Source organism: Pseudonocardia sp. NPDC046786 (assembly GCF_040645415.1).
Classification (GTDB): Bacteria; Actinomycetota; Actinomycetes; order Mycobacteriales; family Pseudonocardiaceae; genus Pseudonocardia; species Pseudonocardia kongjuensis.
Genome location: NZ_JBEYYF010000043.1, coordinates 1 through 25,869 on the forward strand (window position 1 = coordinate 1; position 25,869 = coordinate 25,869).

The 25,869-nt window shown below is 74.7% G+C and carries 25 protein-coding genes; 11 read left to right on the plus strand and 14 right to left on the minus strand.

From position 1 onward, the window contains the following. Window positions 1-139: 139 nt before the first annotated feature. The 9 genes from ABZ881_RS29850 to thrS form a co-directional block, all read right to left on the minus strand. Window positions 140-1,609 (minus strand): DUF2867 domain-containing protein, encoded by a 1,470-nt coding sequence (locus tag ABZ881_RS29850; RefSeq protein WP_358489226.1) that lies wholly within the window; start codon window positions 1,607-1,609, stop codon window positions 140-142. Window positions 1,610-1,775: 166 nt separating this feature from the next. After that, entirely contained in the window at window positions 1,776-3,320 is a 1,545-nt protein-coding gene (locus ABZ881_RS29855) for a family 16 glycosylhydrolase (RefSeq protein ID WP_358489228.1), read from the minus strand. Window positions 3,321-3,581: 261 nt separating this feature from the next. Next, on the minus strand, window positions 3,582-4,499 hold the full coding sequence (gene pdxS / locus ABZ881_RS29860) for a pyridoxal 5'-phosphate synthase lyase subunit PdxS (protein WP_358489229.1): 918 nt from the start codon (window positions 4,497-4,499) through the stop codon (window positions 3,582-3,584). Between the two features lie 16 nt (window positions 4,500-4,515). Continuing rightward, window positions 4,516-5,085 carry an NUDIX hydrolase gene (locus tag ABZ881_RS29865; protein ID WP_358489231.1) on the minus strand — a complete coding sequence of 190 codons (570 nt, stop codon included), beginning with the start codon at window positions 5,083-5,085 and terminating at the stop codon, window positions 4,516-4,518. Between the two features lie 11 nt (window positions 5,086-5,096). Then, the gene (locus ABZ881_RS29870) at window positions 5,097-6,230 is read right to left on the minus strand and encodes a glycosyltransferase family 4 protein (protein ID WP_358489258.1); all 1,134 of its coding nucleotides are present in this window, start codon (window positions 6,228-6,230) and stop codon (window positions 5,097-5,099) included. A gap of 8 nt (window positions 6,231-6,238) precedes the next feature. Continuing rightward, entirely contained in the window at window positions 6,239-7,156 is a 918-nt protein-coding gene (locus tag ABZ881_RS29875) for a phosphatidylinositol mannoside acyltransferase (protein WP_358489233.1), read from the minus strand. Next, window positions 7,149-7,763 carry a phosphatidylinositol phosphate synthase gene (gene pgsA / locus ABZ881_RS29880; RefSeq protein ID WP_358489234.1) on the minus strand — a complete coding sequence of 205 codons (615 nt, stop codon included), beginning with the start codon at window positions 7,761-7,763 and terminating at the stop codon, window positions 7,149-7,151. Before pgsA ends, ABZ881_RS29875 begins: the two co-directional genes overlap by 8 nt. Window positions 7,764-7,806: 43 nt before the next feature. Then, the gene (locus ABZ881_RS29885) at window positions 7,807-8,382 is read right to left on the minus strand and encodes an HIT domain-containing protein (RefSeq protein ID WP_344029862.1); all 576 of its coding nucleotides are present in this window, start codon (window positions 8,380-8,382) and stop codon (window positions 7,807-7,809) included. 9 nt (window positions 8,383-8,391) lie between these two features. Then, window positions 8,392-10,443 carry a threonine--tRNA ligase gene (gene thrS, locus ABZ881_RS29890; RefSeq protein ID WP_358489236.1) on the minus strand — a complete coding sequence of 684 codons (2,052 nt, stop codon included), beginning with the start codon at window positions 10,441-10,443 and terminating at the stop codon, window positions 8,392-8,394. Window positions 10,444-10,595: 152 nt separating this feature from the next. Between thrS and ABZ881_RS29895 the strand changes: the two genes are divergently transcribed. The 4 genes from ABZ881_RS29895 to ABZ881_RS29910 all read left to right on the plus strand — a co-directional run bounded on the left by ABZ881_RS29895 (window position 10,596) and on the right by ABZ881_RS29910 (window position 16,344). Continuing rightward, the gene (locus ABZ881_RS29895; protein ID WP_358489238.1) at window positions 10,596-11,603 is read left to right on the plus strand and encodes an LLM class flavin-dependent oxidoreductase; all 1,008 of its coding nucleotides are present in this window, start codon (window positions 10,596-10,598) and stop codon (window positions 11,601-11,603) included. A 7-nt stretch (window positions 11,604-11,610) separates the two neighbouring features. Further along, a complete protein-coding gene (locus tag ABZ881_RS29900) occupies window positions 11,611-11,988 on the plus strand; it encodes a nuclear transport factor 2 family protein (RefSeq protein WP_358489239.1) in 378 nt (125 codons plus the stop codon). A 1,294-nt stretch (window positions 11,989-13,282) separates the two neighbouring features. Further along, the gene (locus ABZ881_RS29905) at window positions 13,283-16,060 is read left to right on the plus strand and encodes a transglycosylase domain-containing protein (RefSeq protein WP_358489240.1); all 2,778 of its coding nucleotides are present in this window, start codon (window positions 13,283-13,285) and stop codon (window positions 16,058-16,060) included. A gap of 71 nt (window positions 16,061-16,131) precedes the next feature. Next, window positions 16,132-16,344, plus strand: coding sequence for a hypothetical protein (locus ABZ881_RS29910; RefSeq protein ID WP_344026016.1), 213 nt, complete (start codon window positions 16,132-16,134; stop codon window positions 16,342-16,344). A 6-nt stretch (window positions 16,345-16,350) separates the two neighbouring features. Here the strand turns inward: ABZ881_RS29910 and ABZ881_RS29915 are convergent, their stop codons facing one another. Further along, window positions 16,351-17,250 carry a LysR family transcriptional regulator ArgP gene (locus ABZ881_RS29915; protein WP_344026018.1) on the minus strand — a complete coding sequence of 300 codons (900 nt, stop codon included), beginning with the start codon at window positions 17,248-17,250 and terminating at the stop codon, window positions 16,351-16,353. Between the two features lie 75 nt (window positions 17,251-17,325). On the opposite strand from ABZ881_RS29915, the gene ABZ881_RS29920 reads away from it, so the two are divergent. The 4 genes from ABZ881_RS29920 (at window position 17,326) to ABZ881_RS29935 (ending at window position 19,646) form a co-directional block, all read left to right on the plus strand. Further along, window positions 17,326-17,919 carry a LysE family transporter gene (locus ABZ881_RS29920; RefSeq protein WP_344026020.1) on the plus strand — a complete coding sequence of 198 codons (594 nt, stop codon included), beginning with the start codon at window positions 17,326-17,328 and terminating at the stop codon, window positions 17,917-17,919. Window positions 17,920-18,055: 136 nt separating this feature from the next. Next, window positions 18,056-18,892 (plus strand): helix-turn-helix transcriptional regulator, encoded by an 837-nt coding sequence (locus ABZ881_RS29925; protein WP_358489241.1) that lies wholly within the window; start codon window positions 18,056-18,058, stop codon window positions 18,890-18,892. After that, window positions 18,889-19,272 (plus strand): VOC family protein, encoded by a 384-nt coding sequence (locus ABZ881_RS29930; RefSeq protein ID WP_358489242.1) that lies wholly within the window; start codon window positions 18,889-18,891, stop codon window positions 19,270-19,272. Before ABZ881_RS29925 ends, ABZ881_RS29930 begins: the two co-directional genes overlap by 4 nt. Beyond that, window positions 19,269-19,646, plus strand: coding sequence for an MmcQ/YjbR family DNA-binding protein (locus ABZ881_RS29935; RefSeq protein WP_358489243.1), 378 nt, complete (start codon window positions 19,269-19,271; stop codon window positions 19,644-19,646). The genes ABZ881_RS29930 and ABZ881_RS29935 overlap by 4 nt, the downstream gene beginning before the upstream one ends. A gap of 121 nt (window positions 19,647-19,767) precedes the next feature. Here ABZ881_RS29935 and ABZ881_RS29940 read toward each other — a convergent pair whose 3' ends face one another. From ABZ881_RS29940 to ABZ881_RS29950, 3 genes are read right to left on the minus strand one after another with little or no spacing between them, the layout of a single operon-like run. Further along, on the minus strand, window positions 19,768-20,694 hold the full coding sequence (locus tag ABZ881_RS29940; RefSeq protein WP_358489244.1) for an ABC transporter permease subunit: 927 nt from the start codon (window positions 20,692-20,694) through the stop codon (window positions 19,768-19,770). Beyond that, complete coding sequence (locus ABZ881_RS29945) at window positions 20,694-21,893, minus strand: glycine betaine/L-proline ABC transporter ATP-binding protein (protein ID WP_358489246.1); 1,200 nt, start codon at window positions 21,891-21,893, stop codon at window positions 20,694-20,696. Before ABZ881_RS29945 ends, ABZ881_RS29940 begins: the two co-directional genes overlap by 1 nt. A 5-nt stretch (window positions 21,894-21,898) precedes the next feature. Then, entirely contained in the window at window positions 21,899-22,855 is a 957-nt protein-coding gene (locus ABZ881_RS29950) for a glycine betaine ABC transporter substrate-binding protein (RefSeq protein ID WP_358489248.1), read from the minus strand. Window positions 22,856-23,036: 181 nt separating this feature from the next. On the opposite strand from ABZ881_RS29950, the gene ABZ881_RS29955 reads away from it, so the two are divergent. Then, complete coding sequence (locus tag ABZ881_RS29955) at window positions 23,037-23,798, plus strand: alpha/beta hydrolase (protein ID WP_358489251.1); 762 nt, start codon at window positions 23,037-23,039, stop codon at window positions 23,796-23,798. A gap of 15 nt (window positions 23,799-23,813) precedes the next feature. On the opposite strand, the gene ABZ881_RS29960 is transcribed toward ABZ881_RS29955, so the two are convergent. Then, window positions 23,814-24,239, minus strand: coding sequence for a TIGR03668 family PPOX class F420-dependent oxidoreductase (locus ABZ881_RS29960; RefSeq protein ID WP_358489253.1), 426 nt, complete (start codon window positions 24,237-24,239; stop codon window positions 23,814-23,816). Between the two features lie 83 nt (window positions 24,240-24,322). Here ABZ881_RS29960 and ABZ881_RS29965 point away from each other — a divergent pair, with 83 nt between their 5' ends. Together ABZ881_RS29965 and ABZ881_RS29970 are read left to right on the plus strand one after the other, a co-directional pair. Beyond that, complete coding sequence (locus tag ABZ881_RS29965; RefSeq protein WP_358489255.1) at window positions 24,323-25,309, plus strand: pirin family protein; 987 nt, start codon at window positions 24,323-24,325, stop codon at window positions 25,307-25,309. A gap of 76 nt (window positions 25,310-25,385) precedes the next feature. After that, window positions 25,386-25,730: a metalloregulator ArsR/SmtB family transcription factor gene (locus tag ABZ881_RS29970; RefSeq protein WP_358489257.1), complete on the plus strand. Its 345-nt coding sequence runs from the start codon at window positions 25,386-25,388 to the stop codon at window positions 25,728-25,730. Window positions 25,731-25,869: the final 139 nt, after the last annotated feature.

Genomic DNA, 25,869 nt, shown 5'->3' on the forward strand with positions numbered 1-25,869 from the left:
GACGCCCGGCCGGCCGACCCGGCCCGCTCCAGCTGCTCCTCGGGCCGCAGGATGGTGGCCAGCGGGGACATCTCGGTCTGCCCGTAGAAGTTCCGTCGCAGCAGGTGTGAGCCGGGGCCACGGGGTGTGTACCGGGCCGTCACCTCCTCGACGGGCTGCGCAGCTGCCGTTGGTAGCGGGTGTGCGCGACGCCGGTGAGGGTCTGCGCCATCACCGCGAACACGAAGCGCTGGCCCGGGTACGCGGCCAGCCAGGCCAGGCGTCCGGCCAGCCCGCGCGGAGTGAACCGCACGGTCTGCTCGTAGCGGCTGGTCAGCCGGCCGGTGGCGCGGACCCGCAGCTCCAGCCGCGCCACCCCGGGCAGCGGGGCGGCCGCACGCAGCACCAGCCGCTCCCCCGGCTCCACCGACTCGATCACCCAGCGGTCCAGCGGCTCACCGACGAGCAGCCGCGGCGGGCCGTCGGAGTGGCGGCGCGGCAGCCGGCCGCCGGCCAGCACGTCCAGGAAGCCGGTCACCGTCGCCACCCCGGGCACGGTGTACCAGCCGTGCTCGCCGCCGAGGGTCTCGATCACCGACCAGACCGCGTGCGCCGGCGCGTCGACGTCCTGCGCGTCGGTGGTGGCCCACTCGGCGGGGCCCGTGCCGGGCGGGTCGGACGGGCCGGGCCCGGCGGCACCGATCCCGTCCAGGGCGCGGCGGACGGCCGTGCGGTAGGGCGTCCGGCCGCCCGGCGGGGCGCCGACCAGCGCGTCGAGGGCCTTGAGGTCGGCCGGGTCGCAGACCAGCTCGTGCCGCATCGACTCGACGAGCGGCCGGGCCAGCGCCCGGTCCACCGGGGTGAGCGCAGCGACCGCGCGCGCGGTGAGCCGGGGCGCCGACAGCGGGACCGGCAGCGGCAGCGGCCGGCGCAGACCGGCCTCGGCCGCGTACCCGCTCATCAGCGCGCGGTAGGTGAGCACGTCCGGCCCGCCGATGTCGAACGCCCGGTCCACCTCGACGGGCAGCTCCAGGGAGCCGGCGACGGTGTGCAGGACGTCGTCCACCGCGACCGGCTGGATCCGGTTCCACAACCGATCCGGCAGCGGCAGCACCAGCGGGCCGCCCATCGCGACGTCGGTCAGGTGCCGGATCATCTCGAAGCTCGCCGAGCCGGTCCCGACCACGATCCCGGCGCGCAGCACGGCGACCGGCACCGGCCCGTCGAGCAGGATGTCGCCGACCTCGCGGCGCGAGCTCAGGTGCCCGGAGACGGTGCCGGTGTCGTCGTCGTCCGGTTGCAGCCCACCCAGGTAGACGATCCGCCGGACGCCCGCAGCGGCGGCGCCGTCGGCCAGCGCCCGGGCGGCGTCCCGGTCCCGGTCCGCGTAACCGGGGCCGTCCATCGCGTGCACCAGATGGACGACGGCGTCGACGCCCGTGCAGGCCGCGCGCAGCGCCGCGGTGTCCGTCGCGTCGCCGGGGAGCACCTCGACCGCGTCCGCCCAGGCATGGACCTGGACCTTCGCGGGGGTGCGGGCGAGGACCCGGACCGCGTGCCCGTCGCCGAGCAGGCGCGGGACGAGACGCGAACCGATGTAGCCGGTGGCGCCGACGACGAGGACGTGCATGGCGACGATCCTCGCCGCCGCGGGCCCGCGGCGCGCGGTGGGATGCGTCTCGCCGCGCGCTCGACCCGCGGCAAGGCGCACCCCCGGACCCGCCGAGATGCAGATCAGCGGGCGTCGCCCTCGCACGGGCCCGCTGATCTGCATCTCGGTGTGTCCGGCCGGTCGGTCAGTGCCCGCTCGGCGCGCGGGTCGCGGCGCCCTGCACCGGATCGCGGATGCCCTCGGTGATCCGCTCACCCAGCGTCTGGACGAGTCCCTCGGCGGCACCGGTCGTCTCGGACTCCGGCAGCGAGTACTGGCGGACCCAGTCGACCTCCATCTTCGATGGCGCCACCCCGCCGTCGCCGTCCGGGAACCAGTCGAGCTGGATGCACAGGTGCATCGGGCCGGGCGGCAGGATCGAGGTGTCCTCGGTGCGCCACCACTCCTCGCCGTTGACGTAGGCGACGACGCTGTCCGGCGTCCACTCGACGGCCCAGTTGTTCCACTGCGTCCCGTCGATCTCGACCTCGCCCTGCACCTGGCTGTTGTCCTCGCCGTAGTGCAGGAACAGCTCGGTCGTCTGGCGGGTGTGGTCGGTCATCTCCATGAAGTCGATCTCGCCGCCGACCGGGAAGTCCTCCGCGGTGGGCCAGAGCAGCAGCAGCGCGTTGTACGTCGGGTCCGACTCGGGTGCGCGGACGCGGCCCTCCCAGCGGCCGTACTTCTGGCTGTTCCCGGTCCACGCCATGCCGGCGGTGGTGCCGTCGGCGTCGCCGTCGATGGTGAGGATCCCGTTCTCGACCGAGGCAGCGGCCGGGGACCGGGTGCCCTCGCCGGCGTGGCCGGGGCCGTCGTAGAGGTTCCAGCCGCTGAGCTCGGTGTCGAACTCGTCGACGTGGTCCGGCTCGCCCCAGCCGTGTGCGGTCGCGGCGCTGGTGTCCGCGCCGGCGTAGGCCCCGGGCGCGGCCAGGTCCGACGGGCCGGCCGGATCCGACGGGCCGGCCAGGTCCGACGGGGTCGCGGGTGCGGCCGGGTCGTCGGGCGGCGTGGCGGCCGGATCGCAGTCGGCCGGGTCGGTGGTCGCCCGGTCGGTCGTGCCGCCCGGGGACACCTGGGCGCCGCCGGAACCCGCCGCGTCGTATCCCGGACCCGGGTCGTCGCCCGGACCCGGCACAGCTCCGGGACCGGTGGCACCGCCCGATCCGGGTCCGTCGCCCGGGGCCGGGTCGTCTCCCGGGCCCGGGGCGGCGTTGCCGGGACCGGAGCCGAAGTCGGAGCCGTCGCCCGGCCCGGAGCCGGCATCCGGCCCCGGGCCGGAGTCACCGGAGCCGCCCGAACCGGTCTCCTCACCGGGGGCCTCGGGGGCGATCTCGGAGCCCGCTGCCCCGGCCGCGGAGGTACCGGTGCCGCCGGGCTTCCCCGTCCCGGCGGTACCGTCACCGCCTCCCGCGTCCGGGCCGGACCCCACGCCGGCCCCACCCACAGCGGAGCCGGCACCCGGAGCGGAGCCCCCACCCACGGCAGTCCCGGCATCCGGAGCGGAGCCGGCATCCGGAGCGGTCCCGGCCGGGTCGCTGCCGGCCGGAGCGGCGCCGGCACCCGGGGCCGGGCAGTCCACCGCGGCGACCGCTCCCGGGTGCGCCGCGGCCCCGGTGTCGGCGAACGCCGCCGCCGGCAGGCTGATCAGCATGGCCGCGGCGATCGCTGCGGCTCGCACAGAGCGTCCCATCAGGCTCCTCCGCCCCATCGGTCTCGTGATTCCCCGAGGACGCTAGATGCCACACCGTCATCACGCGCACCGCTGTCACCACATCGAGTAGGCAACCCCGCCTGCGAGTGACCACGAAACGTGTCGGGAACGGACACAGGCCACTTCCGAGGGGCCGGATCGTTCACCCCGCCGTGGAGCCACGTCCCCCGGGTGCCGCACACGCGTCGAGCCCCGACCGGACCAACCGGGCGGGGCTCGACGGGACTGCTGCGGGCGGTGTTACCAGCCGCGGGAGGCGTAGCGCTGGTCCTCCGGGATGTCCGGGATGTTGATCCCGACCATCGCCTCGCCCAGGCCGCGGGACACCTTCGCGATCATGTCCGGGTCGTCGTGGAAGGTGGTGGCCTTCACGATCGCCGACGCGCGCTGTGCCGGGTCGCCGGACTTGAAGATGCCGGAACCGACGAACACGCCCTCGGCGCCGAGCTGCATCATCATCGCCGCGTCGGCCGGGGTGGCGATGCCGCCCGCGGTGAACAGCACGACCGGGAGCTTGCCGGTGCGGGCGACCTCGGCGACCAGCTCGACCGGGGCGCGCAGCTCCTTGGCCGCGATGTAGAGCTCGGCGGCGTCGAGCGAGGCGAGCCTGCCGATCTCGGACCGGATCGAGCGCATGTGCCGGGTGGCCTCGACGACGTTGCCGGTGCCGGCCTCGCCCTTGGACCGGATCATCGCCGCGCCCTCGGAGATCCGGCGGAGCGCCTCGCCGAGGTTCGTCGCGCCGCACACGAACGGCACGGTGAACGCCCACTTGTCGATGTGGTGCGCCTCGTCGGCCGGGGTGAGCACCTCGGACTCGTCGATGTAGTCGACACCCAGCGACTGGATGACCTGGGCCTCGACGAAGTGTCCGATCCGGGCCTTCGCCATCACCGGGATGGACACCGCCTCGACGATGCCGGCGATCATGTCCGGGTCGGACATCCGGGCCACACCGCCGTTCGCGCGGATGTCCGCGGGCACGCGCTCGAGGGCCATGACGGCCACGGCGCCGGCGTCCTCGGCGATCTTCGCCTGGTCCGGGGTGACCACGTCCATGATCACACCGCCCTTGAGCATCTCGGCCATGCCGCGCTTGACCCGCGCGGTGCCGTGCTGCGGACCAGCGTTCTCCGGGGTGTTATCGGCTGCGGACACGGGTGATCGGAGCTCCTCACATGACGGTGCGGTGACGGGTCGATCCTACGTCAGCCCGGTACCGGGAACTCACGGGTTCCGGATCCACGATCTCGAAGTACACCGGCTCCGGCGCGGTGCCGTACAGCTGCAGCCGGCGGACCAGCCGGCGCGAGCGGAGCACCCGGGTGTCCCGGACGGCGTCGTTGTGCACCCGCCGGGCCAGCACGACGAGCTGCTGGGCGTCGTCCAGCTCGGCGGCCAGCCGCGGGTCCGGCACCGCCCCGCCGAGCGCGGCGAGTTCCCTGGTCAGCGTGTTCTCGGCCATCTCGCGGGACTCCCTGGTCCCGGCCGGGTCGCGGCCGTCGGCGGCCGGTGCGGAACCGGCCCCGGCGGCGGTCGCCGCGGCCGCGAGCGACGCCCCGCGCGGCGGGTCGAGCAGCTCGGCGACCTTCAGCGCGACCCGGACCCGCCGCTCGAGTGCCGCGGCGAGCCCGCTGCGGGCGGCGTCCACCCTGGCGTGCAGGCGGTGCAGCCTGCGCACCCGTGTCAGGCACCACACGGTGAGTGCCGCCACGACGAGCAGCAGCAGCACGCCGACTGCCATCGCACCGCCGGTCACGCCGCACCCCCGGCGGACGCGCGCGGACCAGCCGCGATCGCCGCCCGGTAGACGCGCAGCACCTCGGCCGCGACGACCGGCCAGTCGTAACGGGACGCCCTGGCCCGGCCGGCGACGGCGAGCGCGGCCCGGCCGGCGTCGTCGTCGAGCATCCCGGCCAGCGCACCGGCGAGCGCGGCCGGGTCACCGGCCCGGAACAGCCTGCCCGCACCACCGCCGACCACCGCGCGGAACGACTCGATGTCGGCGGCCAGCACCGGCGCGCCGGCCGCCATCGCCTCGGTCAGCACCATCCCGAAGCTCTCGCCGCCCCGGTGCGGGGCGCAGTAGACGTCCATCGCGCGCAGCGCCGCCGCCTTGGTCTGCTCGTCGACGGCGCCGAGCAGGTCGATCCGCCCGGCCAGCTCCGGCCCGGCGGCCCGGCGCAGCGCGGCGCCGTCACCCCGCCCGACGACGAGCAGCCGCAGGTCCCGGTACCGCGCCGGCAGCCCGCGCAGCGCGTCGAGCAGCACCGGCATGCCCTTGCGCGGTTCGTCGAACCGGCCGACGAACCCGACCCGGGTGCCGCGCGGGAGGCCGGGGACGAGCTCGTCGAGCGCCGGTCCGCGGGCGAACCGGGCGACGTCGACGCCGTTCGGGATCTCGGTGGCGTCCCCGCCGAGGTGCTCGACCTGCACCCGCCGGGCGGTCGCGGACACCGCGATCCGGGCCGTCACCTTCTCCATCAGCGGCCGGATCATCCCGCCGAACGCTGCGAGCGCGCGGGACCGCTCGGTCGAGGTGTGGAAGGTGACGACGATCGGGCCGCCCGCGGCGAGCAGCGCCAGCACCGACACGCTGACGGTGGTGGGCTCGTGCAGGTGCAGCACGTCGAGATCGTGCTCGGCCAGCCAGCGTCGTACCCGGTGGTAGGTGAGCGGCCCGAAGGTGACCCGGGCGACCGAGCCGTTGTAGGGGACGCCGACCGCCCGGCCGAGCGGGGTGACGAACTCCGGCGCCTCCCGCACGCCCGGGGCCAGCACCTCGACCCGGTGCCCCAGCGTGCGCAGCGCGGCCGCCAGGTCCAGGACGTGGTTCTGCACGCCACCGGGGACGTCCAGCGAGTACGGGCAGACGATCCCGATCCGCAGTGCGCCGGTCACGCCGGGGCCCCGATCGGCTGCAGCATGTGCCAGTCCTCGGGCCGTTCGGCGATCAGCTCGCCGAACGCGTCGGCCAGCGCCTGCACCGCCTTCGCGTCGGACCACCGCGACCGTTGCGCGGGGACCGCGATCTCCGCGCCGACCCGCACCCCCCAGGCGTCGCCGGCGAACACCGGGTAGGCCGGGTGCAGCGCGGCACCGGTGCTGCGGGCCAGCCGCGCCGGACCGGCCGGGAGCCGGGCGGGCGCACCGAGGAACGACACGTCGACGCCCCGGCCGGACAGGTCCCGGTCGGCGATCAGGCACGCCACCCCGCCGGCGCGCAGCCGCGCGGTGAGCGCCCGGTGCGCCCCGCGCGGGTCGTCGGCGGCGACCACCTCGAAGCCCAGCGCGCGCCGGTAGGCCAGGAACCGGCGGAACAACGACTCCGGACGCAGTCGCTGCACCACGGTGGTGATCACCGGATCGTGCCCGCGCCGGGCCAGCTCGCGGACCAGGTAGACGCCGGCGACGTCCCAGTTCCCGCCGTGCGGCAGCGCGTACAGCACGCCTCGGCCGCGGGTGAGCGGCTCCAGCGAGGCGGCGACACCGTGCGCGTGCGGGTGCATCGCGGCGTGCAGCGCGTCCGGATCCAGCGACGGCAGTGCGAACGCCTCCCGCCAGTAGCGCGCGTAGCTGCGCATCGCGCGCCGGACCAGCCGGTCCAGCTCGGCCGGATCGGCGTCCGGCCGGACCCGGGCGAGGTTCGCCCGCAACCGGCGCACCCCCGGACCGTCCCGGCGGGTGGCGAGATCGGCACCCGCGTCGAACGCCCGCCCGGCGACGCAGGCGGGCAGTCGGCCGGCCACCGCCCAGCCCGCGGCGTAGCCGGCTCTCGCGACCGCCTCGCGGAGGCGGCCGCGGACCTCAGACACGGGGCACCTCGCGGGCGCTGCGCCGCACCGCCAGGATCCGCTGGCCCAGGGTCACCACCGTCCCGGCGGCCAGCAGCAGCAGCGCGACGGTCAGCGCGTACGGCACCCCGAGCCCGGAGACGAACGCGCCGAGCAGACCCAGGATCAGCCGCTCCGCCCGTTCGACGAAGCCGCCCTCGGCGGTCAGCCCGACCGACTCGGCGCGCGCCTTGACGTACGACACGATCTGGCCGCCGACCAGGCAGACCAGCGCGGCCGCGCCGGCGACCGGCTCCGCGCCGCCGGTCAGCGCCCACCAGGCGAGCGCGCCGAACAGGGCCCCGTCGACCATCCGGTCACAGGTGGAGTCCAGGACCGCGCCGAACCGGGTGCCGCCGCCCAGCGCCCTGGCCATGGCGCCGTCGATCAGGTCGGTGAGCACGAACAGCGTCACCACGACCGCGCCGAGCACCAGCCACCCGGCGGGCAGGAACACCAGCGAGCCGGCGATCGCGCCGACGGTGCCCAGCACCGTCACCGCGTCCGGGCTGACACCGCGCTCGACCAGAGCGCGGCCGACCGGGTCGGTGAGCCGGTTGACGTGCCCGCGGGCGAACATGTTCAGCATCGTGCGCCGTGCGCTCCAGGTTCTCGAACGGGACGCCTCCAGCCTAGTCCGGCCGCGGGTCCTCCCGCCGCGGACTCACCCACGCGGCGGCCAGCTGGTCCCTGGTCTCCGCAAGGAGCTGCGGGATGACCTTGGTCTGGCCGACGACGGCGATGAAGTTGGCGTCCCCGCCCCAGCGCGGGACGACGTGCTGGTGCAGGTGGTCGGCCAGCGACCCACCGGCCAGGTGGCCGAGGTTCAGCCCCACGTTGAACGCGTGCGGCGCGGCGACCTTCTTCATCGTCACCACGGCCTGGCGGGTGAAGTCCATCAGCTCGGCGGACTCCGAGCCGGTCAGGTCCTCCAGCTCACCGACGTGCCGGTACGGCAGCACCATCAGGTGCCCGGGGTTGTACGGGTGCAGGTTGAGCAGCGCGAATACCTCCGCGCCGCGGGCGACGACGAGATTGTCGGCGTCCGGGTCGGTGGAGTCCTCGAGCGACTCCCCCCGGGCGATCCGGCAGAACGGACAGCCCGGGTCGGTGGTGCCCTTGATGTAGGCCAGCCGGTGCGGGGTCCACAGCCGGGCGAACCCGTCGGGTGTCCCGACACCCTCCTGCGGGACCCACTCCTGCTCCATGAGCCGATCCTAGGCGCCGGTGCCGAAGCTCTCCGCGGTCGGCGAGACGTTCGTCCGCGACGCGACCCAGGACGCGATCTGCTCGACCGCCTCGTCGACCGGCACGCCGTTGCGCTGCGACCCGTCGCGGAACCGGAAGCTGACCGCGCCGGACTCCTCGTCGCGGGCGCCGGCCAGCAGCAGGAACGGCACCTTCTGCAGGGTGTGCGTGCGGATCTTCTTCTGCATGCGGTCGTCACCGGCGTCGACGTCGATCCGGATGCCCTTGCGCCGCAGTCGGGCCGCGATGTCGCGGACGTAGTCCTCCTGGCCGTCGGTGACCGGGATGCCGACCACCTGCACCGGCGCCAGCCAGGCCGGGAACGCGCCCGCGTAGTGCTCGGTCAGCACGCCGAAGAACCGCTCGATCGACCCGAACAGCGCGCGGTGGATCATCACCGGGCGCTGCCGCGAGCCGTCCGGCGCGGTGTACTCCAGCTCGAAGCGGTCCGGCAGCATCAGGTCGACCTGGATGGTGGACATCTGCCAGTAGCGGCCGATCGCGTCGCGCGCCTGCACCGAGATCTTCGGCGCGTAGAACGCGGCGCCGCCCGGGTCGTCCCGCAGCTCCAGGCCGAAGCTCTCGGCCGCGGTTCGCAGCGCCTCGGTCGCCTCGGCCCACGACGCGTCGTCGCCGATGGACTTCTCCGGGTTGCGGGTGGAGAGCTCGAGGTAGAAGTCGTCGAGGCCGTAGTCGCGCAGCAGGTCCAGCACGAACTGGAGCAGGCTGCGGATCTCGTCGCCCATCTGCTCGCGGGTGCAGTAGATGTGCGCGTCGTCCTGGGTGAAGCCGCGGGCCCGGGTGAGGCCGTGCACGACGCCGGACTTCTCGTACCGGTAGACGGTGCCGAACTCGAACAGCCGCAGCGGCAGCTCGCGGTACGAGCGCCCGCGCGACCGGTAGATCAGGTTGTGCATCGGGCAGTTCATCGGCTTGAGGTAGTAGTCGACGGCCGGCCGCCGCAGCTCGCCGTCGGCGGTGTACTCCGCGTCGAGCTGCATGGGCGGGTACATGCCCTCGGCATACCACTGCAGGTGCCCGGACAGCTCGAACAGCTGGCCCTTGGTGGCGTGCGGCGAGTAGACGAACTCGTAGCCGGCCTCGGCGTGCCGCTCGCGCGACAGGTCCTCCAGCTCCTTGCGGACGATCCCGCCCTTCGGGTGGAACACCGCCAGCCCGGAGCCGATCTCGTCCGGGAAGCTGAACAGGTCCAGTTCGGTGCCGAGCCTGCGGTGGTCGCGGCGCTCGGCCTCGGCGATCCGCTCCAGGTAGGCGTCCAGCGCCTCCTGCGACTCCCAGGCGGTGCCGTAGATCCGCTGCAGCTGGGCGTTGTTCTGGTCGCCGCGCCAGTACGCGGCGGCGCTGCGGGTCAGCGTGAACGCCGGGATGAACTTCGTGGTCGGCAGGTGCGGGCCGCGGCACAGGTCGGACCAGACGGTGTCGCCGGTGTGCGCGTGCACGTTGTCGTAGATCGTCAGCTCACCGGAGCCGTCGACCTCCATGACCTCGGCGTCGCTGTTGCCCTTGAGTTCGACCAGCTCCAGCTTGTACGGCTCGTCGGCCAACTCGGCGCGGGCCTCGTCCCGGTCGGCGAACCGGCGCCGGGAGAACCGCTGACCGGACTTGACGATCTTCTTCATCGCCGACTCGATCTTCTTCAGATCCTCGGGTGTGAACGGGGCCTCGACGTCGAAGTCGTAGTAGAAGCCGTCGGTGATCGGCGGGCCGATGCCCAGCTTCGCCTTCGGGAACAGCTGCTGGACGGCCTGGGCCAGGACGTGCGCCGCCGAGTGCCGGATGACACTGCGGCCCTCCTCGGTGTTCGCGCCCACCGCGACGACCTCGGTGTCGGCCTCGGGGGCCCAGGCCAGGTCGCGCAGGTTCCCCTCGGTGTCCCGGACGACGACGATCGCCTCGGGACCGCTGGTCGGCAGGCCCCCCTCCCGGACGCGCGCGCCGGCGGTCGTCCCGGCCGGCACCCGGATCGGGGCGGACGCGGGCGGGGCGGGCGGTGCGGACACGGTGCGGCCTCCAGGGCGGTCACGATCGGATGGGGCTCCACGTGGAGCGTCGTCGATGCTAGTAGCAGCCCGCGAACCGGTTTCGGGCGCCGCACCCGTCGAACGGCCGCTCCGCCGGGAAGACCGGCGGCGACCCCCGTGTTGCACCTCCCGTGGTCCCTCTCTCCGTCCTCGACCTGGTCCCCGTCGCCGAGGGCTCGTCGGCGTCCGACGCGCTGGCGCACAGCACGCGGCTGGTCAAGCGGGCCGACGAGCTCGGTTTCACCCGCTACTGGGTGGCCGAGCACCACGCCATGCCGGGCATCGCGAGCTCGTCGCCGCCGGTGCTCATCGCGCACCTCGCCGGCGCGTCGGAGCGGATCCGGGTCGGGTCCGGCGGCGTGATGCTGCCGAACCACCGGCCGCTCGTCGTCGCCGAGCAGTTCGGGACACTCGAGGCGCTGCACCCGGACCGGATCGACCTCGGCATCGGCCGCGCGCCGGGCACCGACCCGCGCACCGCGGCCGCCCTGCGCGGGATCTCCGCGGCACAGCTGCACGCCCCCGACGACTTCCCGGACCAGCTGGTCGAGCTCGCGTCCTACTTCCGCGGCGACGCCGACGTGCTCGCCGTCCCGGCGGCCGGGAACGCGCCGTCGCTCTGGCTGCTGGGCTCCTCGGACTACTCGGCGAAGGTCGCCGGGATGCTGGGACTGCCGTTCGCGTTCGCCCACCACTTCAGCAGCCGCAACACGCTGCCGGCGCTGCAGGTCTACCGGGACCGGTTCCGGCCGTCGGCGACGCTCGCCGAGCCCTACTCGATGCTCGCGGCGAGCGTGTTCTGCGCCGACACCGACGACGCGGCGCGCGAGCTCGCGCTCCCGGCGGCGCTGCAGTTCCTGCACCTGCGGCTGGGGAACCCGCGCCCGCTGCCCGGCCCGGCGGAGGTCGCCGCGTTCGAGTGGACCGACCAGGCCCGCGCGTTCGTCGCGGAACGCCAGGCCGACCAGATCATCGGCGCCCCGGACACAGTCCGGGCCGGCGTCGAGGATCTGGTGGCGCGCACCGGCGTGGACGAGCTGATGGTGACGACGTCGACCTTCCGCGGCGAGGACCGGCTGCGCTCCTTCGAGCTGCTGGCCGGGGTGCTCGGCACGGCGTCGTCCACCGCTGCGGCATGATCATCGGATGAGCAGCAGCACGGCGGAGCGCTTCCGCACCGCGATCGAGGCCGGCGATCCGGACGCGGCCGTGGAACTCTGCACCGACGACGTCGTGTTCCGCTCCCCCGTCGTCCACCGCGCGTACCACGGTCGCGAACCGCTCCGCGCGATCCTCGCCGCGGTGCTGACCGTGTTCGCCGAGTTCCGCTACGTCGCGGAGTTCACCGGCGACGACGGCCACGTCCTCGAGTTCACCGCCCTGGTCGGCGACCGCGAGGTGCAGGGCATCGACCTGCTCCGGACCGACACCGGCGGACGGGTGCGCGAGCTGACCGTGATGGTCCGTCCGCTGTCGGCGGCCGAGGCCCTGCAGGACCGGATGGCCGTGCTGCTCGGCGGCTGAACGGCCCCGTCCGGCGCGGCGCAGGGATGCAGCGGCCGGGCCCGGCCGTCGTTCGGCGCCGGCGGCCCGCCGCACGGCCCGTGCCCGACGGCACCCGGCCCGTCCGGCTCCCGGTGTGCTGCGCGTCGTCGCACCCAGGTACCCGCTGCTCGACGGGACGGATCATCCGGCCGTGTCCGCCGACCGGCCGAGGCAGGATGGGACGAGCGGCGGATGCTCCCCGGCCGGAACGGTCACGCACCGACGCACGACCCCCGTGACGTGCCGACATTCGAGTGATGTCGATCAGATCGGCACAACGCAACGCTCCGGTAACTCGTTGGCCGGACGAGCGCGCACCATGACGGAGCCCGACCGTACGGCGGGCTCCCCGACGAACGGACCGTGAGAGGAGAGGCGGTTGACCGCAGGCCCGCCCCCGCCCCCGCGGTCCCGGCGCTCCGTCGACCTGGCCGATCCGTACGACCCCGACCACCCGGGCCGGGGCCTCCGCACCGCCGAACGCGCCGCCGAACGCGCCGCCGAAGGCGCCGGTGGCCGCCACGGCAGCGACGAGATCGCCCGCCCGGGCTCCGGCCGGTCGCCGCGGCACGGCGAGGGTGCCGCCCCGCGGGGCCGGCACGACTCCGGCGAGCACGCCCGGCCGGGACACGGCTCCGGTGGCGTCCCCCGGCACGGCCGGCCGGCCCCGGAGGGCGACCCCTCCTTCCGCGACGCCGGCCGCACGCCCGACGGGCTCGCCCCGCAGCAGCCCGGGCCGGCACCGTCGCAGCGCGCCGCGGCGGGGTGGGAGGACCGTCCCGGGGCGGCACCGGAGGACCGTCCGGCACCGCAGCGGCCGGCGGCGCCGCGGCAGCCGGGCGCGGCCACCACCCCGGCCGGAACCGCCGGCCAGGGCGGACCCGCCGGACACGCCGGAACCGCGGGTCCGGCCGGACCTGCCGGGCCGGTGCGACACCCGGACCCGGCGCCCGCGCCCGGCGGCCCGCAGCGCCCGGGTTCTTCTCCGGCCCCCGTCGCGAACGGCCGGAGCGCACCGGGGACCGAGAGCCCGACCAGGGTCGGGCTCCGCGTCCGTGGCGGCACCGTGCCGCGCGGGCCCGGTGCCGGTGCACCGCCCGCCGGGCCGGGCCGCTCCCCCGTCCCCGGCGGGCCGCCCGCCGCCGGGCGCCCCTCCGGTGGACCGGCGCCGGCCCCGGGAACCGGCGACCGCGGCCCGGCCGGACCCCCGGCCACCGGCCGGCCCCCGGCGGCCCCCGCGGTACCGGCAGCCCCGGCGGCTCCCGCAGCCCCGGTGGCTCCCGCAGGTCGCACCGGCCGCGCGGGCACCGCAGGCCGTGCTGCACCGGCAGGCCCTGCTGCACCGGCAGGCCCGGCCACCCCCGCAACCCATGCAGCCCCCGCACCGCCGGCCCGGCCTGCCGGGTCCCGCCCCACCGCGCACCCGGCGGGCCGCACCCCCGCCGCCCCCGCGCCCCGGACCGACGACGCCGCGGCGACCGGGCCGCGCGGCACCCCCGCACCGTCCCCGGCCGGTCCGGGGCCGGGGTCCGGTCCGGCCCCCGGTGGCGACCGGCCCGGTGCCGCGACGCCGCTGGATCCCTCCGGCACCGTCCCCGCCGCCGCGCAGGGCGCCCGGGACACCCCGGAGCGCGCCGCGGCGCCCCGGAGCGGCCGGCGCCGCCGCCCCGAACCGGCGACCGGGCAGCCGGCCGCCGCTGCCAGGGCCGGCACCACCGCGCTCGCTGCACCCGACAGCCGCACCACGGCGGCCGCCGCACCCGGGGACAGCGGCAGCACAGCGCTCAGCGCACCCGGCGACAGTGGCGCGACCGCGCTCACCGCAGCACCCCGCCGGCGCCGCCGGGCCGAACCGGAGCGTCCGCTGGACCGGCTGGTCGCGCTGGTCGGACCCGGGATCGGCACCGTCCGCCGCCGGCTCGGCATCCTCGACGCCGACGCGAAGGCCGCGCTCACCCCGCAGCAGCGGACGGCGCGCCGCCGCAAGCAGGTGCGCTACTCGCTGGTCGGCGGGGCGGCGTCGATCGTGCTGCTGCCGCTGCTGCTGCTCGGCATCGGCTGGCTGATCTTCCCGATCCCCAGCCCGGACGACGCCGTCAACAACCAGATCGCGACCGTGTCCTACACCGACGGCGAGCAGCTCGCCCGGCTGGTCCCCGAGCAGGGCAACCGGATCAAGGTGTCGATGGACGCGATCCCGGTGCACGTGCGCGAGGCCGTGCTCGCGGCCGAGGACCGGACGTTCTACTCGAACCCCGGCTTCGACATCACCGGGATCCTGCGCGCCGTCGTCAACCAGCTCACCGGCGGCGCGGGCGGCGGCTCGACGATCACCCAGCAGTACGTCAAGAACACCCTGGTCGGCAACGACGCGACGTACTGGCGCAAGTACAAGGAACTGATCGTCTCGCTGAAGGTCTCCGGGCAGAAGTCGAAGGACGAGATCCTCAACGACTACCTGAACGCGATCTACTTCGGGCGCGGCGCGTACGGCATCGAGTCCGCCAGCCTCGCCTACTACGGCAAGCCCGCCGCCGATCTCACCCCGAGCGAGGGTGCGCTGCTGGCCGGGATCATCCAGTCACCGTCCAACTGGGACCCGGCGAACGCGCCGGACCGGGCCCGGCAACGCTGGGCGTTCGTGCTGGACGGCATGTCCCAGCAGGGCTGGATCTCCCGGGAGGACCGGGACGACGCGCTTTTCCCGGCGACGATCCCGCCGGAGAACACCTCGCGGTCGTCGTCACTGACCGACGAGCGCGGGCACATCCTCAACGCGGTCCGGTCCGAGCTGGGATCGCTGGGCATCTCCGAGCAGGCGTTCGCGCAGGGCGGCCTGCAGGTCACCACGACCGTCGACCCGCAGCGCCAGCAGCAGCTCACCGACGCGGTGCGCGCCGAGATGGAGGGCCAGCCCGAGGAGCTGCGCACCGGCGCCGTCGCGATCGACCCGCGGACCGGCGGGATCGTCGCCTACTACGGCGGGGAGAACGGCACCGGTCTCGACTACGCGCGCGTGCTCAAGCAGCCCGGCTCGACGTTCAAGCCGTTCGCCGTGCTCGCCGGCCTGCTGGAGGACCCGCCGATCGGCCTGGGCACCGAGTTCGACGGCTCCGAGCGGCCCGGCCTGCGCAATGCGGAGGGCGCGAACTGCCCCACCTGCGACCTCAAACAGGCGATGACGATCTCCAACAACGTCGTCTTCACCAAGCTCGCCGCCCAGGTCGGGCCGCAGAAGGTCGCCGACGCGGCCCGGCTGGCCGGGATCACCGCGTCCCTGGACAACCCGGACGCGCGGCTCCCGCTGGGGAACAAGGAGGTCACCCCGGTCCAGCTCGCGTCGGCGTACGCGACGATCGCCGCCGGCGGGGTCTGGCACGCGCCGCACCTGGTCTCCAAGGTCGTCGACTCGGAGGGCCGGGTGCTCTACGAGTACTCCCCCGGCGAGGGCGAGCAACGGTTCCCCGAGCAGGTCGCCCGCAACGTCACCGAGACGATGCTGAACGTCCTGCCCAACGACGGCCTGCAGCTGCCCCGCGGCCAGGAGGCGGCCGGCAAGACCGGCACCGTCCAGTCCCGCTTCGAGGGCCAGAACAACGACGCCTGGTTCGCCGGGTTCACCCCCGGGCTGGCCACCTCGGTCTGGGTCGGGACCGACCGCAACGACCCCATCCGGGACGCCTCCGGCACCCCGATCAGCGGCAAGGACCTGCCCGGCGACATGTGGCAGGAGTTCATGTCCGGCGCGGTCCGCACCGGCGAGGTCGCCGAGTTCCCGACGTTCCGCGCGATCGGGCGGCCGCCGTCGACGCTCGGCCCGAACGAGCCGGCCGAGACGCCGGAGCCGACCCCGGCGAGCAGTGCGCCCCCGACCCCCACGCCGCCGCCGGAGGAGCAGCTCCCCCCGCCGCCCGAGGAGCTGCCCGAGCCGCCGCCGGAACAGGACCAGCCGGCCGTCACCCCGGAGCCGGGCGCCGAGCCGTTGCTCGGCCCGTCCGACGCCCAGCCCGGCGAGGACGCCGGCCGCGCCCCGGAACCCACCGTCGGCTGACCCGGCGCCGGGCCGCTGCCTCGCCCGACGGAACCTGCCCGCGGCGGCGTCACCGGGCTACCGTGGAGACCGTGACCGGAGCGCGCCATTACGAGGTGGTGGCCTGGCGGGCGGACCGCAGGCTCACCCTCTACGTGCCCGGGATCGAGGCGTCGACCACGGTCGACGATCCGCGCGCCGCCGAGGACGCGGTCCGTGACCTGATCGCCGACCTGACCGGCACCGACCGCGGCGACATCACCTGCGACATCCGGCTCGGCCGGCCCTGGCGCTCCGGGATCTGAGCCGGCTCAGCGCGCCGCCGGCGGGACCAGGATCCCGGCCGCGACCTCCTGCACCGCCGCGGTGAGCGCGTCCAGCACGGTGGTGCTCAGCTTCCAGTGCTGCCAGTAGAGCGGCACGTCGAGATACCGCTGCGCGTCCAGCAGCACGATCCGGCCGCGGTCGGCGGACGCGCGGGCCGGGACGTCGGTGAACATCCCCCAGCCGAGCCCGGCCCGGATGGCGTCGTGGTAGCCGTCGGCGGCGGGCACCCGGTGCGCCGTCCCGGTGCACGGCCGGTGCGTGAGCTGCCGGACGAAGCGGGTCTGCAGGCGGTCCTTCGTCCCGAAGTCGACCCGCGGTGCGAGCGGGAACGCCTCGGCCGGGTCGCGCCCGGCGAACCAGCGGTCATACACCGCGCGGGCGGCGACCGGCCGGTAGCGGGTCGCCCCGATCGGCTGCACCGCGCAGCCCTGGACCGCCGCGGCCGACGTCGTCACCGCCCCGACCACGGCGCCCTCGCGCAGCAGCGCCGCGGTGTGCTCCTCGTCGTCGATGTGCAGGTCCAGGCGCACCCCGTGGCGCTGCGCGAGCGGCACGACGGCGCGCAGGAACCAGTGCGTGACCGAGTCCGCGTTCACCGCGATCGGCAGGTGCACCGTCCCGGCCGGATCGTGCCCACCGAGATCGCGCGCCACCTCGCCCTCCAGCAGGGCGACCTGCCGGGCCAGCCGGAGCAGCGTCCGGCCCGCCTCGGTGGCGGTGCACGGCCGGGACCGGCGGACCAGGATCTGCCGGGCCTGCCGTTCCAGCGCCTTGATCCGCTGGGACACCGCGGACGGGGTGATCGCCAGCCGCTCGGCCGCCGCCTCGAAGCTGCCCTGCTCGACGACCGCGCTCAGGGTGGCCAGCCGGTCCCGGTCGTACATGAAGCAATTCTAAGCTTCATGACCGAACATGAACTGCTGCGCTGATCCGCAGGTACCCGGCCTAGCGTCCGGACCGTGAGCGTGGTGGTGGGGTTCGGGACCGGGTTGTCACTGATCGCGGCGATCGGGGCGCAGAACGCGTTCGTGCTGCGCCAGGGGCTGCGCCGGGAACACGTGCCGGCCGTGGTCTCGTTCTGCGTGCTGGCCGATCTGCTGCTGGTGACGGCGGCCGTCGCCGGCGTCGGGCTGGTGCTCGGCGAGGTGCCGGGGCTGGCCGAGGCGGTGCGCTGGGGCGGGGTGGCCTACCTGGCCGGTTACGGGCTGCTGGCGCTGCGCCGGGCGCTGCGGCCGGGCGTCCTCACCACCGACCGGACGGGCGCGGCCCGGCCGCTGGCGCCGGTGCTGGGCACCGCCGCCGCGCTGACCTTCCTGAACCCGCACATGCTGCTGGACCTGCTCGTCCTCGGGTCGCTGGCCGCCGCGCACGGGGACGGCCGGTGGGCGTTCGCCGCCGGGGTCGTCGCGGCCAGCCTGCTCTGGTTCGCCGGCCTCGGCTTCGGCGCGTCCCGGCTGGCCGGGCTGTTCGCCCGGCCGTCCGCCTGGCGGGTGCTCGACGGCGCCGTCGCCGTGGTGATGCTGGGGCTCGCCGCCGGTCTCGCACTCGTCTGAGACCCGCGGTCGCGGTCGGCGCCGCGCCGTCGCCGCGCCCGGGTGGGCCGGTTCCGGACGCCGGGCCGCGCGCGACGCCATGGCCGTCCACCCGCAGCAGCTGCCGGAGCAGCCGCGACCCTGGCACGATGCCGTCATGGACGGGGAGTACCGGCCGGCGCGACCGCCGGCCGCGCTGCGTCCCTTCGTGCTGCGCTACCTCGGCTACCGGGAGGAGTCCGCGGCGCCGGTGCAGCGGCGGCAGGCGCCCGCCGCGGGCATCGCGCTCGTCATCGGGTTCCATCCGCTGGAGCTGTCCGGCCCGGCCGTCGGCAGGACGACGACTGCCGCGTTCGTCGGTGGGCTCGGCGACAGCTGGGTGCTGACCCGGTTCACCGGACCGCAGGCCGGGGTCCAGGTCGATCTGACCCCGATCGGGCTCTACACCCTGCTCGGCGGCCGGGCCCTGCCGAACGGCGCGGTCCCCGCACTGGACGAGCTGGCCGATCCGGTGCTGTCCGCGCTGCCCGAGCGGCTCGCCGCCGCACCGGACTGGCCGGCGCGCTTCGCGCTGGTCGACGAGGTGCTGGCCGGGCGGCTGCTGGACGTGCGGGCCCGCCGACCGGCGCCGGAGGTGGTGCACTCCTGGCACCGGCTCGCCGCCACCGGCGGGCGGGTCCCGGTGTCCGCGCTGGCCGCCGAGACCGGCTGGAGCCGCAGGCACCTGCAGTCCCGGTTCTCCACCCAGATCGGGATCGGCCCGCGCACCGCGGGCCGGGTGCTGCGCTTCACGCGGGCGTCCGGGCTGGTCTCGGGCAGCCGGGTGCCGCTGGCCGAGATCGCCGCGACCTGCGGCTACGTCGACCAGGCGCACCTGAGCCGGGAGTTCCGCGCGCTCGCCGGTGTCACCCCCGGCGGGTTCCGCGCCGAGTGGGCCGGGTTCCCGTTCGTACAAGACGGGCTCCCGGCCGCCGAGCAGGATCGGACAGCATGAGCATCCACACCACACTCCGCTACGACGACCCGCGTGCCGCGATCGACTTCCTCACCTCCGCGCTCGGCTTCCGTGAACTGAACGCGCACGCCGGCGACGGCGGCGTGATCGCACACGCCGAGCTGGCCTGGGACGACGGCGACGACACCGCGGTGCTCGCGCTCGGCGCCCGCCGCGGCGTCGACGACCGGTTCGACACCGGACGCGCCGTCCTCTACCTGACCTGCGACGACCCGGACGCCCTGCACGCCAGGGCGGTCGCCGCCGGGGCCCGGGTGGTGATGGAACCGGTCGACCAGGACTACGGGTCGCGCGAGTTCGCGGTGGCCGATCCGGAGGGCAACGTCTGGTCGGTGGGGACGTACCGGATGACCGGATGACGGCCCGGCACCCCGATCCCGCCGATCCGCTGCCCTGGCTGCGGGAGATCTGCCTGTCGCTGCCCGAGGTCACCGAGAAGATCAGCCACGGGTCGCCGTCCTGGTTCGTGAAGCGGATGTTCGTCAGCTACGCCGAGCACCATCACGGGCACCCGCACATCGCGTTCTGGTGCGCCGCGCCGCCGGGGGTGCAGGAGGAGCTGGTCGCCGAGGACCCGGCCCGGTTCTTCCGGCCGGCCTACGTCGGGCACCGGGGCTGGCTCGGGGTGGTGCTCGACGGGACCGGCGAGCGGGCCGCCGAGCGCGACGAGATCACCGAGATCGTCACCGACGCCTACCGCCAGGTCGCGCCGAAACGCCTCGCCGGGGCCTGAGCCCCCGCCCCGGCCACTCCCCGCGCACCCCACCGCCTCCATCAGCCGCACGGGGTCGACCCGTTCGCACGGGATCGGATCCCGTGCGAACGCGACGAACCCGCGCGAATTCGGGGTGGGCTCAGGTACCGGGGGCGGGGGTGGGGGCGGCGATCGTGGGTGCGGGCGGCGGTGCTTCGGCGGTGGGCTGGGGGCGGCGGGTCCGCAGCGTCGCCAGCAGGCCGCGGCCGGGCCGCTCGGCGAGCGCAGCGGTGAACCGGTCGAGGAAGATCGCCAGGATCACCACGGCGAGCCCGCCCTCGACGCCCGCGGCGATGTCGAGCTGGGTCACCGCGCTCACCACGACCGTCCCCAGACCGTCGGCACCGGCCAGCCCGGCGACCACCACCATCGACAGCGCCAGCATGATCACCTGGTTGATCCCGGCCATGATCGAGGGCAGCGCCATCGGCAGCTGCACCTCGCGCAGGATCTGCCGCGGGTGCGCGCCGAACGCGTGCGCCGCCTCCACGACCTCCGGATCGACGCCGCGGATCCCCAGCTCGGTGAGCCGGACCGCGGGCGGAATGGAGAAGATCGTCGTCGCGACCACGCCGGGCACCACGCCGATACCGAAGAAGAACACCGCCGGGATCAGGTAGACGAACACCGGCGTCGTCTGCATCAGGTCCAGCAGCGGGCGCAGGGCGGCACCGACGGACCGGCTGCGGGCGGCCCAGATCCCCAGCGGCACCCCGACCGCCGTCGCGATCAGCGCGGCGACCAGCACCACGCCGAGCGTCTCCATGGTCTCCTGCCACAGGTCGAACGCGTCGATCAGGGCGAACCCGAGCAGCGTGAACACGGCCAGGCCCCAGCCGCGCACCAACAGCGCGGCGACGGTCAGCAACACCAGCCAGACCCACCACGGCGGGCCGGCGAAGACCGCCGTCAGCGCCTCGACGACCACGGTGACGACCGCGCTGATCCCGTCCAGCAGGGCCGGGATCGCCGAGAGCAGCCACAGCACGAACGCCTCGACGTAGCTCCCGAGCTCGATCCTGGGCATCAGCGGCTCCCGTTCCGGTCGGGCAGGGTGGACAGCGCGGCCAGCACGGCGCCGCGCGGCACGACGCCGCGCAACCGGCCGTCCTGCACGACCGCCAGCGGGACCGGATTGCGGCCGACGTCCTGCAGCAGGTCGATCAGCGGCCGGTCGGGCTCGGTCGTGCGGTACTCCGCGACCAGCGCGGACTCCTCGATCGAGTCGGCGCCGCGACCGGCGGCGTGCCCCAGCCGGTCGTCCCGGATCACGCCGAGGATGCGGTCGTCGTCGTCGACGACGTAGGCGCCGGTCGCCTCGGCCTGCCCGAGCCGCACCAGCACATCGGCCGGCCGCTCGGCGAGCCGCACCGTGATTCGCGGCTCCCGGATGACGTCCGCGGCGGTCAGCACCCGGCTGCGGTCGACGTCGGAGACGAACTCGGCGACGTAGTCGTCGGCCGGGGACTCCAGGATCTCCGGCCCGGTCCCGACCTGGACCAGCAGGCCGTCCTTGAGCAGCAGGATCCGGTCGCCGAGCAGCATCGCCTCGTTGAGGTCGTGAGTGATGAACACGATCGTCTTGCGCAGCTCCCGCTGCAGCCGGACCAGCAGCTGCTGCATGTCCCGGCGGATCAGCGGGTCCAGCGCGGAGTACGGCTCGTCCATCAGCAGCACATCGGTGTCGGCGGCCAGCGCCCGCGCCAGCCCGACCCGCTGCTGCATCCCCCCGGACAGCTGGCCGGGATAGGCGTCGGCGCGCTCGGCCAGGCCGACCTGCTCCAGCGCCCACTCGGCCTTCTCCCGGCGCTGCGCGGCGGCGGTCCCGCGGATCTGCAGGCCGTACTCGGCGTTCTGCCGGACGGTGCGGTGCGGCAGCAGCGCGAAGTGCTGGAACACCATCGCGATCCGGTTGTTACGCAGGGTCCGCAGGTCGGCGTCGCCGAGCGACCCGAGATCGCGCCCGTCGATCCCGATCGTCCCCGACGTCGGCTCGATCAGCCGGTTCAGCAGCCGGACCAGGGTCGACTTCCCGGACCCGGACAGCCCCATGATCACGAACAGCTCGCCGGCGGCGATGTCGAACGACACGTCGTGCACGGCCAGGGTGGCGCCGGTGCGTCGCTGGATCTCGCTGCGGCCCACCCCGTCCCCGGCCAGTGCGACGGCGTCGTCGATCTCCTTGGCGGCGCCGAACACCTTCGTCAGATTCCGGACCTCGATCATCGTGCTCACGGTGCACCCACCCATTCCCGGACCCGGTCGGGGTTGGCGGCCACGTACTCGCGGGCCACCATCTCGACGTCCTCGTTGCCGACGTCCACCCGCTGCAGCATCTGCTCGACGTCGGCCAGCGGCAGCTCGAAGCGCCCGAGCAGTTCCGCGAACCGCGGGGCGGCCGTCGTCAGGTCACCGGCGGCGGCGGTCCACGCCGAGTAGGCCGGCATCGCGCAGGCCCCGTCGCCGGTGGTGAAGCAGTCGTCGCGAGCCGGGTTCGGCTCCTCCAGCCTGGTCAGCTCGATCTCCTCGAAGACGTAGTGCGGCCGGTAGAGGTAGACCAGGATCGGCGTCCCGCGTTCCGCGGCCCGGCGCAGCTCGGCGATCTGCGCGGCCTCGCTGGAGGTGATCTGCTCCAGGTCCAGGCCGTAGCCGGCGAGCCGCTTCGCGTTCTGCTCGGTGGTGAGGAAGCTCGGATCGGAGTCGACCAGCCGGTTGTCCAGCGCAGCCGCGTAGTCGTTGAGCTGGGTGACGCTGCGCAGCCCCTCGAGCGGCTGCCCGGGGCCGAGCATCGCGGTGGGGACGTACCAGCCCTGCTCGGCGCCGTCGTAGGTCGGGTGTACCAGCCCGATCCGGGGCTCCGCCTTCGCGGCGAGCTCGGACTGGTTGGGCATCGCGACCTCGGTGAGCACGTCGACATCGCCGCGCTGGGCGCCGGCCCACGCCGTTGCGGGCCCGACCTGGATGGTCTTCAGCTCCCCCACGCCGAGATCCGGGTGAGCGGCGACGACCTCGGCCAGGATCGCGTTGGTCAGCTTCGCGGCGCTCCACGGGAACTGGGCGAGCCGCACCGTCTGCCCGTCGGTCGCGCCGGCGCAGCCGGTGACGGTCGCGAGCACCGCGACCAGCGCGACGACCAGGCGTGTGATCCGGCCGGACGGTCGGACGGGATGCTGCCGGACGACGGACACGGCGGAACCTTGCAGCACCGCACGATCACCCGCAACCGGACACACCCGGCTCCGCCCACGGGTGTCCGGCCCCCCTCGCCCGGATCCGCACGGGTTTCTCGCGTTCGCACGGGATCGGATCCCGTGCGAACGCGACGAACCGGCGCGAACAGCGGTCGCGCAGCACCTAGCATGATCGATCGTGCCCGCGACGACGCTGCTGGAACTCGACGGCCTCCGCTACGAGTTCGACGACGTGCCCGGTTCCCCCGATCTCGCGCCGCTGCTGTTCCTGCACGAGGGCCTCGGCTCGGTCGGCCTGTGGCGCGGATTCCACCGGCGGATGGCGGCGGAGAGCGGCCGGCGCACCGTCGCCTACTCGCGGCTCGGGCACGGCCGTTCGGACCGGCCGCGCACCCCGCGCACGACGTCGTTCATGGCGGAGGAGGCGGCCGTCGTCGTCCCGGCGCTGTGCTCGGCGCTGGACCTGCGCCGTCCGGTCCTTCTCGGGCACTCCGACGGCGGGACGATCGCGCTGCTGACCGCGGCCCGGCTCGACGTGTCCGGGGTGGTCGTGCTGGCCCCGCACGTGCTGGTCGAGGACTTCGCGCTGGCCGAGATCCGGGCCGCGCGGACCGCGTTCGAGCAGGGTGACCTGCGCAGCCGGATGGCCCGCCACCACGACGACCCGGACGCCGCCTTCCGCGGCTGGAACGACATGTGGCTGGCCGAGGAGTTCCGGGCCTGGGACGTCCGGGACGAGCTCTGCGCGATCACCGCACCGGTGCTCGGGATCCAGGGCCACGACGACCCGTACGGCAGCATCGTGCACGTCCGCAGCGTCGCGGAGCGGGCGGCGGGCCCGGTCACCGTGACCGAGCTGCCGTGCCGGCACTCACCGCACCTGGAGCTGCCGGACGAGACCGCCGCCGCGATCACCGGCTTCCTCGCCGACCTCCGGTGACCGGCCGCGCACTCCTCAGTGTGCGCCCCACCCCGTCCAGCGCCCCGGGACCAGCACGAGCACGTCCCCGTCCGGCGGCTCGGCCGCGTACGGCGGGTACTTCGCCACCAGCGCCGCGATCGCCCGCCGGTACAGCTCGCCGTCGGTGTGCAGCTCGGCGACGGCGTCGACCCGGACCCACCACAGCTGCGACCAGTCGTCGTCGTAGTGATCGGCGAGCAGACCCACCCGCGGATCGGCGGCGACGTCGCGCAACCGGGCCAGCCGGGTGTGCCGCTTCGCCTTGACCCGATCCACCGCGGACACCACCATGCCGTCGACCAGCGCGAACGTGATGGGCACCAGTCTCGGGGTGCCGTCGGTGTGCCGGATCGTGGCGAGCCGGGCGACCCGGGCGGAGCCGAGCAGCTCGGCGGCGGCGGACTGCGACAGTGCGGGCATCGCCGGTCAGTCTGGCCGCCCGGGAACAGCACCGCTACCCTGATTGTTGAGCGTGCAACCACCGCCGAATCCGGGAGGATCCGATGCCCGCCGTCACCGTCACCGACGTCAGCACGCTGCCCCGCGTCCCCGAGCCGGGCCCGACCGACCTCGACCGCGGCGTCCGCTCGGTCACCACCGCACCGAAGGGCTACGAGGGCGAGGGCTTCCCGGTCCGCCGCGCGTTCGCCGGCGTCGACCTGCGCGATCTCGATCCGTTCCTGCACATGGACCAGATGGGCGAGGTCGAGTACGCGCCGGGCGAGCCGAAGGGCACCTCCTGGCACCCGCACCGCGGCTTCGAGACGGTCACCTACATCATCGACGGGACCTTCGAGCACGGCGACTCGCACGGCGGCGGCGGCACCATCACCGACGGCGACACCCAGTGGATGACGGCCGGCTCCGGGCTGCTGCACATCGAGCGCCCGCCGGAGGCGCTGGTCCGCACCGGCGGGCTGTTCCACGGCCTGCAGCTGTGGGTGAACCTCCCCGAGCAGGACAAGTGGCTGCCGCCGAAGTACCAGGACCTGCGCGGCGGCGAGTCCGCACTGGTCGCGAGCGCGGACGGCGGCACGCTGCTGCGGGTGATCGCCGGCGACGTCGCCGGGGTCTCCGGGCCGGGCGCGACGCACACCCCGATGGCGATGGTGCACGCGACCGTCTCCCCCGGCGGCGAGCTGCGGCTGCCCTGGCCGCGCCCGTTCAACGCGCTCGTCTACGTCCTGGGCGGCTCCGGCACGGTCGGCGCCGACCGGCGGCCGATCCGCACCGGCCAGCTCGCGGTGTTCGGCCCCGGCGACACGATTGCCGTGGGCGGCACCGTCTCCCAGGAGTCCCGGCATCCGGCGTTCGACGTCGTGGTGCTCGGCGGGCTGCCGATCCGGGAGCCGATCGCCTGGGCCGGCCCGTTCGTGATGAACACCGAGGCCGAGGTGCGCCAGGCGTTCGAGGACTACCAGCGCGGACGGCTCGGCGTCGTCCCGTCCGACTACGTGCCGCACGGCTCGCTGCCCGGCTCCTTCAGCTAGTTCAACTTCCGGGTTGAATACGGGCCGGTTCTCCGCTAGCTTCTTGCTCAACCGAAAGGTTGAGCAAGGAGGGGACGTGGAGGACCGGCTCTCGAAGGTGTTCGCCGCACTGGCGGATCCGCTGCGCCGCGACATGGTGGCCCGGCTGGCCGCCGACGACGCGACGGTCAACGAGCTCGCCGAGCCCTACGACGTCTCCCTGCAGGCCGTGTCGAAGCACATCAAGGTGCTCCAGGACGCGGGGCTGGTCCGGCGCAGCCGGGAGGCCCAGCGGCGTCCGGTGCACCTCGAGGCAGAGGTGTTCGACCTGATGACGGCCTGGATCGAGCGGTACCGGCAGCAGGTCGAGCAGCGCTACCGGCGCCTCGACGACCTGCTGGCCGAGGAGTCGTCCGGCACGAGCGAGGGAGCAGCATCATGAGCACGACCACCCGTGGGACCACCATCGAAGCCGTCGCGGACCTTGGCTCTGGCGCACTTTGCGTGATGGGCGGTTCGGCGTGGCTCCCGGCTTCTGGCCCGCCACGGAGCAAGATCGCTTGAATGTGATCTTGCGCAGC

Coding starts and splice junctions, on each gene's coding strand:
- pgsA (WP_358489234.1), bottom strand. CDS start 7,763: ATGCTGAACATGTTCGCCCGCGGGCACGTCAACCGGCTCACCGACCCG.
- ABZ881_RS29855 (WP_358489228.1), bottom strand. CDS start 3,320: ATGGGACGCTCTGTGCGAGCCGCAGCGATCGCCGCGGCCATGCTGATC.
- ABZ881_RS29930 (WP_358489242.1), top strand. CDS start 18,889: ATGAGCATCCACACCACACTCCGCTACGACGACCCGCGTGCCGCGATC.
- ABZ881_RS29940 (WP_358489244.1), bottom strand. CDS start 20,694: ATGCCCAGGATCGAGCTCGGGAGCTACGTCGAGGCGTTCGTGCTGTGG.
- ABZ881_RS29850 (WP_358489226.1), bottom strand. CDS start 1,609: ATGCACGTCCTCGTCGTCGGCGCCACCGGCTACATCGGTTCGCGTCTC.
- ABZ881_RS29925 (WP_358489241.1), top strand. CDS start 18,056: ATGGACGGGGAGTACCGGCCGGCGCGACCGCCGGCCGCGCTGCGTCCC.
- ABZ881_RS29915 (WP_344026018.1), bottom strand. CDS start 17,250: ATGTACGACCGGGACCGGCTGGCCACCCTGAGCGCGGTCGTCGAGCAG.
- ABZ881_RS29965 (WP_358489255.1), top strand. CDS start 24,323: ATGCCCGCCGTCACCGTCACCGACGTCAGCACGCTGCCCCGCGTCCCC.
- ABZ881_RS29865 (WP_358489231.1), bottom strand. CDS start 5,085: ATGGCAGTCGGCGTGCTGCTGCTGCTCGTCGTGGCGGCACTCACCGTG.
- ABZ881_RS29900 (WP_358489239.1), top strand. CDS start 11,611: ATGAGCAGCAGCACGGCGGAGCGCTTCCGCACCGCGATCGAGGCCGGC.
- ABZ881_RS29885 (WP_344029862.1), bottom strand. CDS start 8,382: ATGGAGCAGGAGTGGGTCCCGCAGGAGGGTGTCGGGACACCCGACGGG.
- ABZ881_RS29935 (WP_358489243.1), top strand. CDS start 19,269: ATGACGGCCCGGCACCCCGATCCCGCCGATCCGCTGCCCTGGCTGCGG.
- ABZ881_RS29960 (WP_358489253.1), bottom strand. CDS start 24,239: ATGCCCGCACTGTCGCAGTCCGCCGCCGCCGAGCTGCTCGGCTCCGCC.
- ABZ881_RS29945 (WP_358489246.1), bottom strand. CDS start 21,893: ATGATCGAGGTCCGGAATCTGACGAAGGTGTTCGGCGCCGCCAAGGAG.